Annotated in this window: 18 protein-coding genes; 5 read left to right on the forward strand and 13 right to left on the reverse strand. The window is 64.5% G+C overall.

All coding sequences use genetic code 11. The features are described from left to right. Positions 1 to 8: 8 nt before the first annotated feature. On the reverse strand, positions 9 to 2,426 hold the full coding sequence (locus tag CH281_RS22800; protein WP_094695575.1) for a glycosyl hydrolase 2 galactose-binding domain-containing protein: 2,418 nt from the start codon (positions 2,424 to 2,426) through the stop codon (positions 9 to 11). Beyond that, positions 2,423 to 3,427 carry a DUF1839 family protein gene (locus CH281_RS22805; protein WP_094695576.1) on the reverse strand — a complete coding sequence of 335 codons (1,005 nt, stop codon included), beginning with the start codon at positions 3,425 to 3,427 and terminating at the stop codon, positions 2,423 to 2,425. Before CH281_RS22805 ends, CH281_RS22800 begins: the two co-directional genes overlap by 4 nt. Before the next feature lie 358 nt (positions 3,428 to 3,785). On the opposite strand from CH281_RS22805, the gene CH281_RS22810 reads away from it, so the two are divergent. After that, entirely contained in the window at positions 3,786 to 4,724 is a 939-nt protein-coding gene (locus CH281_RS22810) for an endonuclease/exonuclease/phosphatase family protein (RefSeq protein ID WP_094695577.1), read from the forward strand. Positions 4,725 to 4,734: 10 nt separating this feature from the next. Here CH281_RS22810 and CH281_RS22815 read toward each other — a convergent pair whose 3' ends face one another. After that, positions 4,735 to 6,129 (reverse strand): Hsp70 family protein, encoded by a 1,395-nt coding sequence (locus CH281_RS22815; protein WP_094695578.1) that lies wholly within the window; start codon positions 6,127 to 6,129, stop codon positions 4,735 to 4,737. Between the two features lie 164 nt (positions 6,130 to 6,293). On the opposite strand from CH281_RS22815, the gene CH281_RS22820 reads away from it, so the two are divergent. Then, the gene (locus CH281_RS22820; RefSeq protein ID WP_094695579.1) at positions 6,294 to 6,803 is read left to right on the forward strand and encodes an arsenate reductase/protein-tyrosine-phosphatase family protein; all 510 of its coding nucleotides are present in this window, start codon (positions 6,294 to 6,296) and stop codon (positions 6,801 to 6,803) included. Between the two features lie 90 nt (positions 6,804 to 6,893). Beyond that, entirely contained in the window at positions 6,894 to 7,280 is a 387-nt protein-coding gene (locus CH281_RS22825) for a hypothetical protein (protein WP_027495618.1), read from the forward strand. A 3-nt stretch (positions 7,281 to 7,283) separates the two neighbouring features. Here the strand turns inward: CH281_RS22825 and CH281_RS22830 are convergent, their stop codons facing one another. Genes CH281_RS22830 through CH281_RS22840 form a run of 3 tightly spaced genes read right to left on the reverse strand, consistent with a single transcriptional unit; the run spans position 7,284 to position 9,923 of the window. Next, entirely contained in the window at positions 7,284 to 9,080 is a 1,797-nt protein-coding gene (locus tag CH281_RS22830) for an ABC transporter ATP-binding protein (RefSeq protein WP_094695580.1), read from the reverse strand. Positions 9,081 to 9,101: 21 nt separating this feature from the next. Further along, on the reverse strand, positions 9,102 to 9,566 hold the full coding sequence (locus CH281_RS22835; RefSeq protein ID WP_027495616.1) for an ATP-binding protein: 465 nt from the start codon (positions 9,564 to 9,566) through the stop codon (positions 9,102 to 9,104). A gap of 21 nt (positions 9,567 to 9,587) precedes the next feature. Then, on the reverse strand, positions 9,588 to 9,923 hold the full coding sequence (locus CH281_RS22840; RefSeq protein ID WP_027495615.1) for an STAS domain-containing protein: 336 nt from the start codon (positions 9,921 to 9,923) through the stop codon (positions 9,588 to 9,590). A 281-nt stretch (positions 9,924 to 10,204) separates the two neighbouring features. Here CH281_RS22840 and CH281_RS22845 point away from each other — a divergent pair, with 281 nt between their 5' ends. Both CH281_RS22845 and CH281_RS22850 read left to right on the forward strand, forming a co-directional pair. Next, positions 10,205 to 10,624 (forward strand): FluC/FEX family fluoride channel, encoded by a 420-nt coding sequence (locus tag CH281_RS22845; protein ID WP_255032514.1) that lies wholly within the window; start codon positions 10,205 to 10,207, stop codon positions 10,622 to 10,624. Further along, positions 10,621 to 10,986: a CrcB family protein gene (locus CH281_RS22850; RefSeq protein WP_032389785.1), complete on the forward strand. Its 366-nt coding sequence runs from the start codon at positions 10,621 to 10,623 to the stop codon at positions 10,984 to 10,986. Before CH281_RS22845 ends, CH281_RS22850 begins: the two co-directional genes overlap by 4 nt. A gap of 10 nt (positions 10,987 to 10,996) precedes the next feature. Here the strand turns inward: CH281_RS22850 and CH281_RS22855 are convergent, their stop codons facing one another. The 7 genes from CH281_RS22855 to CH281_RS22885 form a co-directional block, all read right to left on the reverse strand. Then, complete coding sequence (locus tag CH281_RS22855; RefSeq protein ID WP_032392264.1) at positions 10,997 to 11,572, reverse strand: YdcF family protein; 576 nt, start codon at positions 11,570 to 11,572, stop codon at positions 10,997 to 10,999. Positions 11,573 to 11,622: 50 nt separating this feature from the next. Further along, positions 11,623 to 11,829 (reverse strand): hypothetical protein, encoded by a 207-nt coding sequence (locus CH281_RS22860; RefSeq protein WP_027495611.1) that lies wholly within the window; start codon positions 11,827 to 11,829, stop codon positions 11,623 to 11,625. Positions 11,830 to 11,908: 79 nt separating this feature from the next. Further along, positions 11,909 to 12,640, reverse strand: coding sequence for a MerR family transcriptional regulator (locus CH281_RS22865; protein WP_027495610.1), 732 nt, complete (start codon positions 12,638 to 12,640; stop codon positions 11,909 to 11,911). A 112-nt stretch (positions 12,641 to 12,752) separates the two neighbouring features. Then, positions 12,753 to 14,276, reverse strand: a complete 1,524-nt coding sequence (locus CH281_RS22870; protein WP_094695581.1) for a flavin-containing monooxygenase — start codon at positions 14,274 to 14,276, stop codon at positions 12,753 to 12,755. After that, positions 14,273 to 15,193, reverse strand: a complete 921-nt coding sequence (locus CH281_RS22875) for a reductase (protein ID WP_094695582.1) — start codon at positions 15,191 to 15,193, stop codon at positions 14,273 to 14,275. Before CH281_RS22875 ends, CH281_RS22870 begins: the two co-directional genes overlap by 4 nt. A 1-nt stretch (position 15,194) precedes the next feature. Beyond that, positions 15,195 to 16,076: an SDR family NAD(P)-dependent oxidoreductase gene (locus tag CH281_RS22880; RefSeq protein WP_094695583.1), complete on the reverse strand. Its 882-nt coding sequence runs from the start codon at positions 16,074 to 16,076 to the stop codon at positions 15,195 to 15,197. Further along, the gene (locus CH281_RS22885) at positions 16,073 to 17,080 is read right to left on the reverse strand and encodes an alpha/beta hydrolase (protein ID WP_235579994.1); all 1,008 of its coding nucleotides are present in this window, start codon (positions 17,078 to 17,080) and stop codon (positions 16,073 to 16,075) included. The genes CH281_RS22880 and CH281_RS22885 overlap by 4 nt, the downstream gene beginning before the upstream one ends. Between the last annotated feature and the right edge of the window lie 36 nt (positions 17,081 to 17,116).

Here is a 17,116-nt window from a genome sequence, read left to right on the forward strand (position 1 = left end):
GTAGCCCACTACGAACTTCCACTCACGACCCTCGGTGCCACCGACGCCCGTTCCACGGAATTCAAGGCCCGGACGTGTCCCCTGGGCTTCCCGGTGCCTCGGTTGACGAGTGTGATGGTGCGCGGTTCGTTCGGCGCGAGATGGAACCACGAATCGGACGCGTCGAAGCCGTCGACATCGACGCAGACGTACTGCGCTGCCCACTCCGAGGACACTGTGAGCTCCCACGTCCCGGCTCCGGTATCGACGACACTCGCGCTCAGGCCCACGGTGTTCTGCCGACTCTGCGCGCCGACGAGCGCGGTGTTCCGCGCTATCTCGACTCCGTCGTCGCCCGCGAACACCACTGTGATCGCCGAGTACGTCCGACTCCCGAAACGGTAGGCGTGATTGGCATCGGTGAACGACCCCACGATGGAGTCCACCGTCAGTTCGGTCGAGCCGTTCGAGTCGACCGATACCGCCCGCTCGAACTGTTGCACGCCGCGCGCGGTGTGCAGTGCCACGCGCAGTGTGCCCGATCGGGCCGGGCCGTCGTTGACGAGCTCCACCGAATAGCCGTCGAGACCGTTGTCGCACAACAGCACTGCGGTCGGTGAGCCGGACCTCGCGAGCGCGTAGAACGGTGCCTTCGGTGCACCGGTGGCGTCGGTGATGCCCCACCCGGCACCGGGCACGGTGTCTCGTAACGTCAACACGAGCGCGCCCGCACATCCGGAAGACGCCCGACGCCACCGACCGAACGCTTCCTCGAAAGCTTCGACGATCACCGCCCTGCCGTAGTCCAGGTAGAGCTCGGCGTCGTCCCGCCGAATCAGGTGTGGGTCGACACCGAAGACAGTGCGTACGTAGTGATCGCGGACGTCCTCGAAATCCCACGACGAACCGCGATCGCGGGGGACCGCGGATTTCCACTCGGGGTGGTGCCCTGCCACCGCAGCAGATCCGAAGAACCTGTCGACCTGCGCACGTTCGGGAGGAACGGAGAAGGCCAGGCATTCCGCAGCGAATCTCACACCCGCGGCACGAATATCGGACAGTGGCCGCAGGTAGCCGCCCACCCCGAAGTAATGGGCGATACCGTCGCCCACGTGGGTGTGCAATTCGCCGGTCGAGCTGGACGGAGACGACGTCACGTAGGCGACGTCCGGCAGACGATCGGCGAGGAAATCAGGAACGATGGTGTCCAGCATGTCCATTCGCTGATCCTCGGCCGCGAGCCCCAGCATCGTCGGTTGCTGCTGCGTTTCGCTTCCGCCGCTGACGACCATCAGCGCCGGATTGGCGCAGACGATGTCCGCGAACGCGTGCAGCTCTCCGGTGACCGCCGCCGTGTACACCTCGTCGGTGGGCGGGTCGACGGTTCCCAACATGACGTCCTGCCACACCATGATGCCGAGTTCCGCACATAAAGACCAGAATTCGGCCTGCTCGTACACCATCGTGCCGACCACGCGCACCATGTTCACGCCCGCCGACTGCAGCTGCACCAACGCTGCACGCAGGTCTTGCTCCGACGACCACAGTCGCACCGGATCGAGTGGAGTCCACGTACCACCGCGACAGAAGATCGGGCTACCGTTGACCACCAACTGCGCGCCGCCTCCGGAGCGATCGAGTACGACGGTGCGAAAGCCGATGTCGTCCAACGGGTATTCCACCCCGTTCACGTCCAACGCCACCCGGTAGGTCCTGGGCTGCCCGTGCGTGTGCGGCCACCACAGCTCGACGTCCGGCAGCGTCAGAGTCGTATCGATACGATCGACCGTTCCGATCTCGAACACGCTGTCCCCGATCAGGATTCGCGTCGACGACGGGAAATCCAGCTCGGCGTGCACCGTGACGATACCGTCGGTGCCGCGGACCGTCGTCGACAGACCGACGCCACGAGGGCTCGACATCGGCACCATCGACACCGGCCGCCACGGACCCACCGGAACAGGCACGGGCCCGTACACCGGTGCCCGGCCAAGCATCGTCGTACGCTCGTGCCGCAAACCCTGTGCAGCGATCATCGAGGACCGCCACCGACCACGTGGCCGTCGAGTCTTCAGATGTGCGGCAAGAGATTCGACGTGGACTGCAATGGTGACGGTCGGTCCGCAACCGGTCAGATCGACAGTCTCGGGCACGAACATGGACGTGACCGTTCGCCGATGAACACCGTCCACCCAGATCTGGGCCCGAGTCGCGATTCCGCCGAAGGTCAGCCGCACCTCGGGGTATTCGCCGGTCGGGACGGTGGTCGCGTACCACCAATCGTGTTCGTCCGGAGCACAATCGGTGTCACCGAGCGCGCTCGCCACCGTGCCGGGCACGACGGCGTCGAGCCACTCGAGGTCGGCAGGCAGATCAGCGGGGTCGAGGATGGATCCGGCGTCGGTTCGGGCCAGCCGCCACGGCACGCCGTCGAGCAGATCGATCACGCGCTCAATGCACCCACGACGATATCCATCGCTGCCGCCCAGTTCTTGCTCATGTCGTTCAGCGGTTCGTCGAGCACCACGGCGCGGCCACGCGCTGCTCGCGCCATCCGGAACTGCACGGCCTTCGCGCCGGACGCGGCGTCGAGGAAATGCTGCGCCGCGTCGCCGGCTCCGCGTATCCCGCGGGTCTCGAGGTACTGCACGTAGTTGGCGGCAAGCTCCGCGGTGGCACCGAATTGCCGGAGCAATCCGAACGACCACAGATGAAAGGCGTCGGGCCCGGACGTCTGGACGAGCGGGATGTCGGCCACGATGCGCCGAGCGAGGGCATCGACGGGATTGCCCGGTGCCCTTCTGGACAGATGCGCCCGGGCGACGTCGAGGTCGCGGTCACCGACCCCCGCGTCGAGCACTGCCGCGTCGACTCGAACCTGTTCGACGTACGGCAGCAACACCTCGGCGTGAGGCTCGGGCGCGAGATTGAACACCCCGTCGAAGTCCGCCCCGGTCAGCTCGAAGTAGCCCCGGTTATGGAAGTAGCCCATCACCTTGTCGTCTCGGTTGACGAGATTCGGCACGATGGTGGTCTTGGTGTGCTGGTTCCGGTAGCTGGTGCCTGCGGTGTCGGGAAGCCAGAAGCCGTCGACCTCCACCGTGACGTGGGTACCGTCGAGCAGCCCTTCGACGACGTGCTCGAGAACGGGTCGCCATACGTTCATCTCGGCCACGCCGATGCCGTAGAGCGCGCGCAGATCCTCGGGCAGAATTTTCACGAAGTCCCACTGCCGTCCGTCACAGCCGGCGCTGAGCACGAATGCGAGCGCCGGGGTGGGATCGGCACCGAGCGAGTGCAGTACCTCGATCCACAGATCGACGTAGCAGTTGGTCTCGGTCCAGATGCGGTCGTGGTTGTGGATGGGATGAGGCCGGTAGCTGATGGGGTCGAGTTCGAGAACCCGGAGGCCGGTACCGAGCCTCTCCAGCACTGCATCGTTCGACATGACGCGCCTCTCCTACCGGAACAATGTCGGACGGTCCCCGAGCCGCATTTGTCCATATTGCCTGCATCCAGGCCACTCATCGTAGCGAATCGGTTTGTTCTACGCTTCCGATCCGGCGGTAGGATTGTTTTCGGCGCAATCGCTACTTACTGATCCACCGTTTGAGCGTCTGTACAACAGGAACCCGAAAACGCGGGCAATCACACAACGAACAGTTGGTTCCGCGGCGGTAATGCTGATGCGCAGCTTGTTCGTGTCGACACTTGCATATCCGCTCTGAGCTGGGCACATGCCGAGTGTAGACAACACCTGCAACATCCATGCCCATCTCGGGCGGACACGAGGAGGCACGAGCGCAATGCGCCGTTTCGTTCGCAGCGCAGCGCTGGTCGTGGGGTGGTGCCTCCTCGCCGTAGCTCTCGGAATGTTTGCCGTCCGACAGATCGGCGTGACCGAGATCACTTTCGTTGCTTTGGTGGTCGGAACTCCGTACCTCGGAGTCGCCACCGTCGCGGCGCTCCTGCTCTTCGCCGCCGCCCGCTCACGTATCGGATCGGCAGTCGCAGCCGTCGTCACCGTCGCCGTCGTGGGCGTCCAGGTGCCGATGTTCCTGGCCGACGGACCGGACAACTCCGGACCGGACCTGTCCGTGTTGACGGTCAACGTGGCGCACGGGGACGCCGATGCCGGCGCAATCGTCGACGCGGTCCGTGATCACGACGTCGACGTGCTCGCCGTCCAGGAACTCACGCCCGATGAAGTGACCGACCTGAGGGGTGCCGGTTTGGACGACCTGCTGCCGTTCTCCTTCACCGCCGCACTGCCCGTGGCCGACGGCACCGGATTGTGGAGCCGAACACCCTTGACCGACGGCACCCGACTGGACGACTTCGGCTTCGTACCGGTGCAGGCGAACACCGTCGTCTACGGCACGACGCTGACCCTCGTCTCGTTCCATTCGATGTCTCCCGCGACACCGCGCCACACCACCCAGTGGGACGCAGACCTGGCGAGGATGCGGGCCATCATGGATACCTACGACAACACTGCCATCGTCGCGGGCGACTTCAATGCCACCAACGATCACCGGCAATTCCGCAGGTTGGCTTCGGCTCCGTTCTCCGATGCGGCCGACGCTGCGGGGGCAGGACTGTTCCGCACCTTCCCGTCCGAACGTCCGTTGGCGCGGTTGGACCATGTCGTGACCAGTGACAGCGTCCGCGCGCGGTCGGTGCAGCCGTTACCGATCCCGGAGAGCGATCATCTGGCGGTGCTCGCAACGGTGCAGTTGCCGTGACGATCCCCGGCTAGAAGCGCGGAAGCTGAATGACCGGAGGCGGCGGCAGCTGTATCTGCGGGAGCTGGATCTGCGGCAGACCGGGAATCAGCGGTGCCGGGGCAGGTGCAGGAGCCGGTGCCGCGGGCGGCACGTACTCGGGCTCGGAATACGTCTGAGCCGGAGCCTGAACGGGCTCGGACGTGGGCGGCGGCGTTGTGGTCGGCGGTGGCGTCGTCGGCGTCGGGGTGACCCGGGTCGTCGTGGGACCTGCGGTGATCGGCACCGGTGAATCTGCCGGTGCACTGGTCGGGGCCGGCGACCCACCCCCGTATCCGAGAGACAGGCCGAGGGCGGCGACCGCGACGAGACCACCCGCGACCAGCACGGCACCGCGCACCTTGCGCTTCGAATCCGCTGGCTTGTCGGAGTGGGGTTCCGGGGTCAACCAATCGGGTGCACCGGTCAGCGATGCCGGGTCGGCCGCGGACTGTCGCCCGCCCGACTGTGAATTCGGCTGAGGGTTGGACTGCGCATTCGGTTGGGGAACCGGCTGGTGCGGAGCCTCGGCGACCGGTGTGGCGAGCAGTGCCGCTCCACGGGCCGCAACCGATTCGGGGTCTGCCGGAGTGACGACGGGTAACCCGACCCAGGCATCGAGTATCGCTCCGACCAGCGGTATTCGGGCACCGCCGCCGATCAGGAACAGCGCGTCGACATGCTTGGGAGAACGCCCGATGACGTCACGAACCAGGCGAGCGGAGTACTCGATCGGGACGGTTACCAGAGACTCGAATGCCTCGCGGGAGATCAGGATGACACCGCCGTCGCCCGGAAGACATACAGCGCCGCTGGTCGACAATTGTTCCTTGGCGACCCGGCACCGCGCGGTGAACGCGCTCAGTTCTTGGTTGTCGGCGATGTCGACGCCCTGCTTGGCCAACTGGTTGTCGGCGATCAGGCGATCGAAGTCGTCGCCGCTGATGTCGATGGTGCGTTCTGCCAGCAGAACTTGGCCTGTACCGCGGTCGATCACGCTGATCGTCAGACCCGAACTGCCCAGGTCGTACAACGCGATGGTGCCGAAATGCCCCAGCTCGCCCGACGCTTCGAGGTACTGCAGCGCAGCCCGAGCCTCGGGAACCAGTCGATAGTTGTACAGCCGCTGACCGGCCATGGCCTGCTGGATCTCACCGAACTGCTGCTGGTCGCGATACGCCACGCCGGTTGCCTGCACTGGGCCGCCGTTGCCCGGTTGCGAGAGCACCACGCCGATGGACTCAGCGGCCAGTTCCTCGGCCCGGTCCCAGTAGGCGTCGACGGTGTCGTGGTGGAAGTCGAGGCGTCCCGAATCCTGAGGGCGCAGGTCGGGTCGAGCCATGCGCACCGCGCTGGCCCCCACCGACACACCGAGAACTTCGGTCATTACCTGCCTCTTGTCGATTTCCCCGTCAACACACGCCGAGACTTCATGTCACGAACCAGTCTCGATCCCCCCAATTGATCACTGTAGCGCGTCGGTGCGGCTACGCCGCAGTGGTGCGTTCAGGTGCCCCCTGGGGCACCCAGCCACACCACTACAGTTGCGGCATGCGAGTTCTGTTCGTCTGCACCGGCAACATCTGCCGATCTCCGACTGCCGAGCGCCTTGCGGTCGCCTTCGCCCGTGAGGGCGGATTCGAGCTGACCGCCAGCAGTGCCGGGACACAGGGACTGACCGGGCACGCGATGGACCCGACGGCAGCGTTGGTGTTGTCGCAACTCGGCGGCGATCCCGAGGGCTTCGTGGCTCGACGCCTCACTCCGGCGATCACCGCCGACGCCGAACTCGTTCTGACGATGACCGCGTCGCATCGCGACGCCGTGCTCGCGCTGTCGCCGCGGCACATGCTTCGCACCTTCACCTTGCTCGAGGCGTCGAGCCTGGCCGCGGCGTCGGGCGCACGATCGGTTGCCGCCCTCGCCGACGCGCGGGCTGTCCACAGCGTCGAGACGCTGGATATCGGCGACCCGTACCGCCGCGACCCGTCCGTGTACGAGGAAGCCGGCGAGCTGATCGCAGCATCGTTGCCGAATGTTCTCCGACTGGCGCAGCCGTAACCTTCGACCCACCACGAATTCGCACGCTGCGGTAACGTTCTCGCATCATTGCCGACCACCCGGGTGCGGCCACGGCGTTAGGGTCTGTTCATGCGCGACAAGGTCATCGCGTTGGCAGCAGTGGCGAGTGCCGGAGTAGCCGTCACCGTGGGTCTGGTCATCGGTGCCCTCGGCGGCGCGTTCGACGATTCGAGCCAGGATGTCAGGCCGCCTGCGCTGAAGTCGGACTCCCTCAGTTCGGTCCAGGCGTCTCCGACGTCCGCGATCGTCGTGGTTCCGCCGTCGCCCACCTGGCAGGTCGCGGTGCCGACCACCGCCAAGCCGCCGACGACGACGCCGGAGCGGCCTCAGACGACGACGCGGACACCCCGAACAACCACCAAGCGGTCGGACCGAACTACCACGACCACCACCGACGAGGACTCGACCGACGAGCCCGCGACCGACGAGCCCACGACCACCGAGTCGGGCCGGTAGATCTCACGGACGGCCCGCTGTCAGATCGGGCGCGCTGTCTCCGATTCTCAACGCGGCCACCAGTTCTCGATACAGCTCGTCCGACGCCATGAGCTCCGCATGCGTTCCACGTGCGCGTACCACCCCATCGTCCATCACCAGGATGGTGTCGGCGTCGAGCACGGTGGACAACCGATGCGCGATGGTGACGACGGCAGCATCCTCGGCGATGGAACGGATCACCTCGTGGATCGCCGCCTCGGTGCGTCCGTCGACCTGAGCCGTCGCCTCGTCGAGCAGCAGGATCTGTGGGCGTCGAACGATGGCTCGCGCCAACGCGATTCGTTGCCGCTGCCCACCGGACACCGCCGAGCCGATCAGGTCGGTGTCCAATCCCTCGTCCAGAGCGCGGATGGTCGAATCCAGGTGCACCGACTCGAGCGCCGCCCAGATGTCACCCTCACTGGCGTCCGGGTGACTGAACAACAGGTTCTCCCGCACAGAACCGGGGATCACCGGCGTCTCCTGCTCCACGTAGGACAGTCGAGAGCGCACCTCGTCGATCGTGAGCTCGCTGTACGGCGTTCCGCCGAGCCGTATCTCGCCGCTCTCGGGCGTCAGGAACCGCAGGATCAGCGAGAACACGCTGGTCTTGCCTGCACCGGAGGGACCGACGATCGCTGTGTGGCCGCGCGCAGGGACGTCCAGGTCGATTCCTCGCACGGCCGGCTCTCGTCCCGGACCGTAACGCGCTGTCACACTTCGGAATTCGAGCGCCGGAGCAGCGTCGTCAACGGATCGGGTCGGCGCGGGGGTACCTTCCTCTCCCACTTCGACGACGAGGTCGTCGATCTGACGTATCCGCGCCGCCGCGGCCATACCCGCCTGCAGCGCGGTGATGTTGGTGGCGAGGGTGGAGACCGGGCTCATGACCTGAAATGCGTAGAGCAGAAACGCGATCAAGCTGGATACCGCCAGATCCCCGGTGCTGACGCGGTAGCCCCCGAGGCCGAGAATGCCGATGATGGCCAATTGGACGCCGCCGCCCGCAAAGGTCCACGCCAGTGCCGAGATCTTGACGGCGTGCACGCTGTGCCGAGCGGAGGTCCGCGCCTCCGCGATGACGCGTTCGGATTCGCGAGTCTCGGCTCTGCTGGACTTGACCGTTCGGATGGCCCGCAGGGTGCCGTCGAGAATGCCGCCGAGTCGTCCGATCGCTTCCTGTGATTGCCTCTGCGCGATGGCGATCGGAGGCATCAGCCTGGCGAACAACACTGCGATCGCCACGATGGCCACGGCGATCGCGCCCAGCAACACCAGATCCAGAACCGCCATCAGGATCAACGCGCCCACCAGACCCACGACGCTGTTGACTATGGCCACCAGCGCATTCGATGTCGCCTCACGCAGCAGCACCGTGTCCGAGGTGACGCGGGTGACCAACTCACCGGTGGGCCGAGTGTTCAGGCTGCCGACCGTGGCACCGAAATACTTCCGCACGATCGACTTGCGTGCGTCGAGCACGATCCGCTCGGCCAACACCCCGAGCACGATCCACTGCAAATACAGAACGGCCGAGCCGACGACCAACAGGGCCACCAGAACGACGACGGGAACGATCAGCGACGCGTCGGTGCCGAGTCCGTCGAGCACACCCTTGGCGACCATCGGCGTAGCCAACGCCGTTCCGGTACCGATCAGGCCGAGCATCATGCCCAGGATCAGGGTGCGCCGATGAGGCCGCACGAACTGCCACAACACCCGTAGGTTGGGTACCGTTATTTTCTTCTTCTCGGCTGTCGCGATCTGCACATCGACCATGTAGTCAGTGTGCAGCAACGATCAGCTGGTACCGATCGCGTCCCAGATCATGTGGACCGTGGTGCCGTTCTGGTCCGACGTCACCGCCGCAGTATCGGCCAGCGCCCGCATCAGTGGGACGCCTCGACCTCGGTTGGGATCGGAATTGCGGGTCGCCCAATCGCCGCGGTCGGTCACCTTCACATCGATCCGGCCCTGCGCACCGCACAACACTCGAATGTCGAGGGTTCCTCGGTCGGTGTGATCGCGATACGCATGTTCGACACTGTTCGCTATCGCCTCGTACGTCGCCAACACGACGTCGTACGCGCGATCCGGGTCGACGCCCAACTCGTTCAACCAGTCACCGAGTTCACGCCGAAGCTCCGACGCTCGATCCGCATCGGCAGGCTCGTCGGTGAACAGCAGTTCTTCCATTCGCGCACCTGCCGTCGAGATCGAACTGTCGGTACGTGAGTCGTCACCTCCGAAGAGAGTCGCCATCATGAATCCCGTCTACCCAAAACTTCAGGATCTACCCGCATGAATCGCAACGAGCGCCTCGTCGACCGTCGCATAGATGCCGAACACCTCGTCGAGCCCGACCAAAGTCAACGGACGCCCCGTCGCCGGACCGTCCGCCACCACGGCAAACCCGGCAGTACCGCCCAGTTGCTGATGCGTCGACGCCAACAGCGACATGCCTGCCGATGCGAGGAAACCCACATCACTGAGATCGATGACCACAGCCGACGGCGACTTCTCGAGCACCAGAGCCACGGACTCGGACAGATCAGGAGCCGTCACCAAATCCAACTCACCCGACACCGACAGAACAACATCCTGATCACGCCATTCAACAATCACATCGAAATGCTGGGGTCCGAGCCCCGATTCGTCCGCAGTCACACGAAGACTTTACCTCGCTCCCCCGCCCCGCCACCGAAGTCCACTCGACGTGACATCGACCCCCGAAAAGTCCACTCAACGTGACATTGACCCCCGAAAAGTGTCGATGGTCGTTCCGCAGGCTCCACTCCGGACCACCGAACGTGACATTGAGTCCCCTCAGGGTCGGCTTCGGGTTGGTTTGCCGCCGTCGGCTCACTCAGCCGAGGGGTATCGATCGCATTAGGCTCGTCCAGGTGATCGAGGGCCTGCATTCCATGGACGGTCGCGGTCTGCGTCGTCGCTCGCTCGGGGAGTACGTCGCGGTCGTTGTGGGCGGCGCGGTCGGTGCGGCGCTTCGGTACGAGGTGTGGACGTGGCGGGCGACGCCGCGGTGGCAGTTGTTGTCCACGTTCGGCGTGAATGTGTTCGGCTGTCTGCTCGTCGGCGCTGCGTTGGGGTATCTGTCCGGTCGTCGGGCTCCGGTGACTCGGGCCGGGCTGTTCGGTCTTGCGTGCGGTCTGACGACGTTCGGTCTCTATGCGTTTCAGGCGGTCACCCATCGCGGGGCGTGGAATTCGGTGATCTATCTGGTGGCGACGCCGGTGTTCGCGTTGATCGCGATGGCCGTCGGGGCTGCGATCACGAGACCGGCACGAACGAGCCCGACGCTGTGACGACGTTGATCCTGGTGGCGGCCGGCGGCGGACTCGCGGCTCTGGGCCAGTTCGTGTTCTCGTTCGCCCTCCGGTCGAGGCGACGGGCGACGGCACTGAATCTGGTGGCGTGTGCCGCGCTGGGGTTGGTGTTCGCACTCGATCCGCCGAATGCTGTTCGCTCCGTGGTGGCGGTCGGGTTTCTGGCGTCGGTGGCTCCGCTGGCGGGGACAACGCTGGCGACGATCGGGCTTGCGCGAGATCGTCGGTACCGCTCGGCAGCACTGTTCTTCGGCGCGAACGTGGTGGGTGGAATTGCCGCGGTGATGTTCGGGTTCCTGGCGTGGAAGTCCGGTGTGACGCTCTATCACAAGATTCTGTGACCGAATCCGGTCAGTCGCTTTCCGAATCCTGGCAGGAGCCCTGCACTCCGGCCTTGACGAACCCTGCGATTTGGTACAGGTACGTGAACTCCCATTCGACGAGTGAGAAGTCGTACGCGCGAGGCGTCGGACGCATCGTGACGGTTCCGTCGAAGCACTGATCGAAGATGTAGCGAGCCCGCGGGAGGTGGTATCGCCACGTCACGACGATGACGTGGTTCCAGCCGCGTTCGCGGGCAAGGGTTTCGGTGAACATGGCTTCGCCACGGGTGGTCGAGGGCGACGGCGGAATGCACAACACCTCGAACTGCGACGTGGACGCCGCGCAGGCCTTCTTCATCGTCGGATCGCTGGATCCGTAGGGATCGGACAGCACCACTGTCGTGGCCAGGCCTTGTTGGGCGAGCGAAATGCCGTAGGCCTCACGTCCGTCGTGTTCGCCGCCGAGCACCACGATTGCGTCGGCGGCAACGAGCGGATCCACCCGAGCTTTCGTAAACGCGAGGTAGCCGCCGACACCTACCGACGACACCAGGACAACTGGGATCGCCAGGGCGAGAAACAGCAACCAGCGTCCGCGGAACACCTCACCAGGTTAGGGAAGGCGCTCCGCGAGCGCGCGGTCAGCGACTCATATCACTCGCTGGGCTGCGGCACGGTGACGTTGCAGTCCGTGACCTCGGGGTTGATTCCGAAGTAGTTGAGCGGACCGGCAACGACGGTGAGGGCGATTGTGCCCGCACCTGCACAGTTCTCGGGCGCATTCTCGAAGTCTCCGCGCTGGTACGACGCGAATGCGCCGATGATCAGCCAAACCAGAACGATCAACGTTACGAACCTCATTGGTGCCCCCTTAGGCGGTCAGCCGCCGTTCGGCTGTCGAAGGGCAGGTATGTCCGATTGTGGCAGGCTTCAAACCACGTCACGTGCGCTTCGACAGAGTCTCCGACAGATAATCGTCGAGGGCGCGTTCCTGTACCCGGTCCAGTGCGCGCGCCAGTTCTGCCTGTGCCGATTTCATGGCAAGGCTGCGCATCTTCTCGAACATCTCGGTGGTCTCGGCTACCTCTCCGGACTTGGGCAGCCAACCTGGACCGTGTTTCGCGGCCAGATGGTCGGTCACGCTCCCGACCATCGACTCGGCGATTTCGTTCATTTTCGACGCGGTCCGCTCGTGCTGGTCGAGCAGACGTTCCAACGTGAAGCCGTACTGACTCAGGTCGACGAACACCTCGAGGAGGGTCGGATCGAGAATCTCGCACTGGTCACCGTCGATTCTGATCAGTTTCGCTTCGATCAGTCGGGCAACGATGTCGTCGTTGTCCTCACCGAGAAATTGCGCAATCAGTTCGACGGGAATGACCGTGGTCTCGGCCGACGACCACTTGCGAGTCACGATTTCCTGCAGGCCCAGGATTTCTTCCAGGTCTTTGCCCTGCTCCCAGCCCGACAGAAAATCGGCTATGTGCGCCGAGGTGAACCCCCGCTGAAGCAGCGAGTCGATCACCTTCAATCGAGTCAGGTGATCGTCGTTGTAAATACCTACTCGTCCTCGGAGCGTGGGCGGCGGCAGCAGCCCGCGTTCCTGGTACGCCCGCACGTTGCGAGTGGTCGTCTTGGCCTCTCGGGCCAAGTCGTCGATTCGATACTCCACCGAGCTCCCTACCTCCGCCGCGCGTCGACCCTCAGGATATACGTCGACCACGCGGCGGAAGGAAGAGCTGAATCCGACCGTCATCGAAACGACAAGCGTGCTCTCGAGCGATTCAGGAGTGGGCGACGACCTGTGCCGGTTCCTGCGGCAGGTCGACGCGGCGCGGAACCATGGTGAAATCGCCCTGTTCGACACCTCTGAGTTGGTTGACGTACTGGGTGGCGAAACCCGGGAACATGGTCGCGTTGAAGCCGTCCTCGGTGAGATACCAACTGCTGCAACCGGAATTCCAGGTCGTCTTCGCCAGTTTGCGCTGCATGTCCTCGTTGTAGGCATCCTGGACGTCCTGGCGCACATCGGCGCTGTGCAGATCTCCGTCGAGTACCAGAGAGATCGCCTCGACGATGTAGCCGATCTGCGCCTCCATGTACACCAATGCCGAGCTGTGTCCTGGGCCGGAGTTCGGGCCGAAGGTGAAGAACATATTCGGGTACCCCGATACCGCAATGCTCTTGTACGCCTTGGCTCCCGCGCTCCATTCGTCGGCCAGCACGCGGCTGTCGCGTCCGGTGATCGGAATGGGTGTTCCGGTGTTGGACACGTCGAACCCGGTCGCGAAGACGATGGCGTCGAACTGATGCTCGACGCCTTCCACGGTTCGAATGCCCTTGGGTGAGAGCGTCGCGATCGGCCAGGTCACCAACGTGCAGTTCGGCTTCTGCAGGGCCGGGTAGTAGTCGCTGGTCATCAACAATCGCTTGCACCCGGCCCGGAACCGAGGTGTCAGCTGTCGCCGCAGCCACGGATCGCGAACCTGCTGACGCAGATGCGCGCGCCCGACCAGTTCGACGATGCGCGTCAACGGGGTCTTCCACACGACACCGAGGGCAACGGACTCGTGCCCCCAGAACCACAACGACCGCGCCAGGGTCTGCGTCTGCGGGTACCGGGCGTATCGACGCTTGGTGCCTGCCTGCACCTTTCGATTGATCCTGGGCAGGGTCCAACCCGGGGTGCGTTGGAACACCTTGACCGTATCGGCGATCTTCACCAATTCGGGCACGATCTGTACCGCGCTCGCCCCGGTTCCCACGACCGCGACCTTCTTACCCTCGAAGTCGTAGTCGTGATCCCACCGTGCACTGTGGATCTTGTGTCCCTCGTAGGTATCGATGCCTCGAATGTTCGGCAGGCTGGCATTGGCGAGCGGCCCCGACGCCATCACCACCGTGCGCGCCCGAACATCGGGGCGCCCGTCGATGCTCACGTGCCAATGCCCGGCCGCCTCGTTCCAGATGATATCGACTACGTTGTGTCCGAATCGAATACGCGATCCGATGTCGAACTCACGCACCATCGTGTGGATGTAGTCGAGAATCTCACCACTACCGGAGTAGGTGTGCGACCAGTTGGGATTGGGCGCGAAACTGTACGAATACAGCCTCGACGGTATGTCGCAGGCTGCGCCCGGGTAGGTGTTGTCGCGCCAGGTTCCGCCGACGGCGCTGCCGCGTTCGAGGATCGCGACATTCTCTATTCCACTGTTGCGCAGTCGGATAGCGGTACCGATTCCGGCGAATCCCGCACCGACGATCACGGCGTCGAGCACACCTTCGCGCACATCGAACTCGCTCATGCGACGGGCTCGTAGGTCAGTTCCTTGGCCCAGGTGGGCTCGGAATTGAGAGTCTTGGTCGGGTACCGGCGAGTGAGCTTCACCAGGCCGTCCGCAACGCGGTGGTATGGATGCTTGCGGTTGATGACAATGCTGCTGTGCCACTGCACAAATCGATACATCGGCACGCGGAGCGCCTCGGGGCTACGCTCCCCCACACTGCGGAATCGCTTCATCGCGGTGTAGAGCCGCTCCTCGTCGACACCCATCTCGACGATGTTGTCGCGCATCTTGTTCAGCAGTGGGATGTAGCGCAGCAATCCGACGACGAGGGCCGGGTTCATCCAAGCACCGATGGTCTCGACCACCAGCTTGCGCATCCGGGAATGCCCGAGCAATTCGATGACCGCGAAATCGACCGCCAGATGCCGAGATTCGTCGGAGTTGATCTTCTTGAACACGGCCTGACACACCGGATCGTCGATCTCGTCCATGATGAACTTCACCAGCGCGCCGTCCAGGGCCACCTCGAGCATCGGTATGACGGTGCCCAGCACGGTCAGAGACAGCCCGTCGGAATGCTTGTCGAGCCAGTCGATGACGAGCTTGACGTTGACGTTCGGCTCGGGCATCCGGTCACCGTCGAGCATGCCCCAACGACGCATGAGAGCGAGCTCGGCGTTGGCGTGCTTCTGCTCTTCCGCGTGGAAGTAGCGATAGATCTCCGCGAGAGTCTCGTTCGGTGCCTTGAGCGCCATCGCCGCGAAGCCGCGAGCGCCCACGTTCTCGATCCACATCAGATCGGACATGAAGGGCTTGAGTTTGGCGTGCAGTTCGGGGCTGATGGTCTCGGCTCCCGGGCCGTCCCAGTCGATGTCCGCCAATGCCCACTGACGGTCCTTGATCTTGGTCAACATGTCTTCGAAATCCATTGCCATGTCAGGCTCCTGTGGTTGTCGAGGTGAGGGATTCGTTCTTCGCCGGCTGCTGCTGCTCGGCGGGCAGCACACGATTGAGCAATCCGAGAAAGCGCACGTACACGGCGGGCAGCAATCTCTTGAACCGCCAGACGGCTTTGGCGTCGAACTGGGGCACGACGTAGAGCCGGCCCCGGTCGAATGCATCGAGCGTTCGGGCAGCGATCTTGTCGGGAGACCGTCCGGTCCAGCGCATCGCGAACTCGGCCAGTCCGGACGAACTCGCGGTGATCCGGCCGTCGACGGCAACGTTGGTCTTGACGAACGTGGGACACAGAACCGACACCCGCACACTGGTACCAGAGAATTCCGCCGCCATCGTTTCCGACAGGCTCATCACTGCGGCCTTGCCGACGTTGTACGGACCCATCAGCGGCGCAGCGGCGAAGCCGGCGGCGGACGCGACGTTGATGATCCCGCCCTCACCGGCGGCCCGAAGCCCAGGCGTGAACACTTCGCAGCCGTGGATCACGCCCCAGAGGTTGATTCCCAAGGCCCAGTTCCAGTCCTCGAAACCGATGTTGCCGACGGGCTTTCCGCCGATTCCGACGCCTGCGTTGTTGATGAGCACCGTGGTGGGTCCGTCGAATTCGATACTCGCACGCAGGGCCAGTTCCTCGACGTTCTCGCGGATCGACACATCGCACTCGACGGCGAAGCCGATCGCGCCGAGAGCCTGCACCATCGCCACCGTCTCCTGCGCCCGCGGTAGGGAGATGTCGGCGCACATGACGGCTCCTCCACGTCGAGCCAGTTCCAGTGCGAACGCCCGGCCGATGCCGCTGCCTGCGCCGGTCACTACCGCTCTCGACCCGTACGAGGGTCTTCCGGTCTTGCTTCTCATCGACTTACCTGTCCCTTCGAATCATGTTGTAGGGCTTGATTTTCGAGCGCATCAGCAATGAAAGCGGCTGCATGCTCTAGTGCTCGGTCGGCCTCGGGGATCAACCTCGGGAGAGCGTGGAACACGTGCATCTGATCGGGCCAGATCTCGAGTTCGGCCTCTCCGCCGGCCGCGTCGATCATGGAGTGCAGGTGTCGCGCATCGCCCCTGAGCATCTCGGCTCCGCCCACCTGGATCAGCGTCGGTGGCAGCTCTCGCACACGTCCGAGATCGAGCCGGAGACGCGGGAGATCCGCATCGTGGCCGTCGGTGTACAGCGCCACGAGTCCTCGCGCTGCCTTCGCTGAAATCATCGGGTCCTTGCGCGTGCGTTCCATGCGCGCCGATAGCTCGAAGTCGAGATCGATCAACGGCGAGAACAACACCAATGCTCCCGGCTGCGGCGTCCCGGTTCGGTCGTTCTCGATGATCAGGTCGGCGGCCAGGTGTCCGCCGGCTGAGTCCCCGGCGATGACGATGTTCGATGCGTCGTACCCCTGGTCCAGCAGCCAGCGGTACGCGGCTTCGAGGTCGTCGGCTGCGGCGGGAAACGGGTGTTCCGGGGCGAGCCGGTAGTCGATCGTGAACACCGGCAGGCTCGTCGCCCTGGACAAGCGTGCGGTGAGACCACGGTGCGTCCGCGCCGAGCAGATAACGTATGCACTGCCGTGGATGTAGAGGATCACGCGTGGTCCCGGCGACAGGCCGGGTGCTCGCACCCACTCACCGCGAACCGGGCCGTCGGCCACGAGGTCCACTGCCGTTCCTTTCGGGACCGGACCGCACAGGTTCATCGAGGTGGCGACGAGGCGTCGAGAGAACTCGATGCCGCCGCGGGAGGTCGGCAGCAGGTTCGTCATCGGACGCAGAATCAGCCGAGTCATCAAGGCAGCCAGACGGGTTCGCCGAGACCCGGCCCTGAAAGCGCCGCGAGGCAGGTAGTCGTCGTCGGTGGTCGGAGTCACGCCATCACCCTCACCCGCTATTCGCCATTTGTCAAT

This window comes from Rhodococcus sp. 06-221-2, assembly GCF_002258365.1.
In the GTDB taxonomy this organism is placed as follows: Bacteria; Actinomycetota; Actinomycetes; order Mycobacteriales; family Mycobacteriaceae; genus Rhodococcoides; species Rhodococcoides fascians.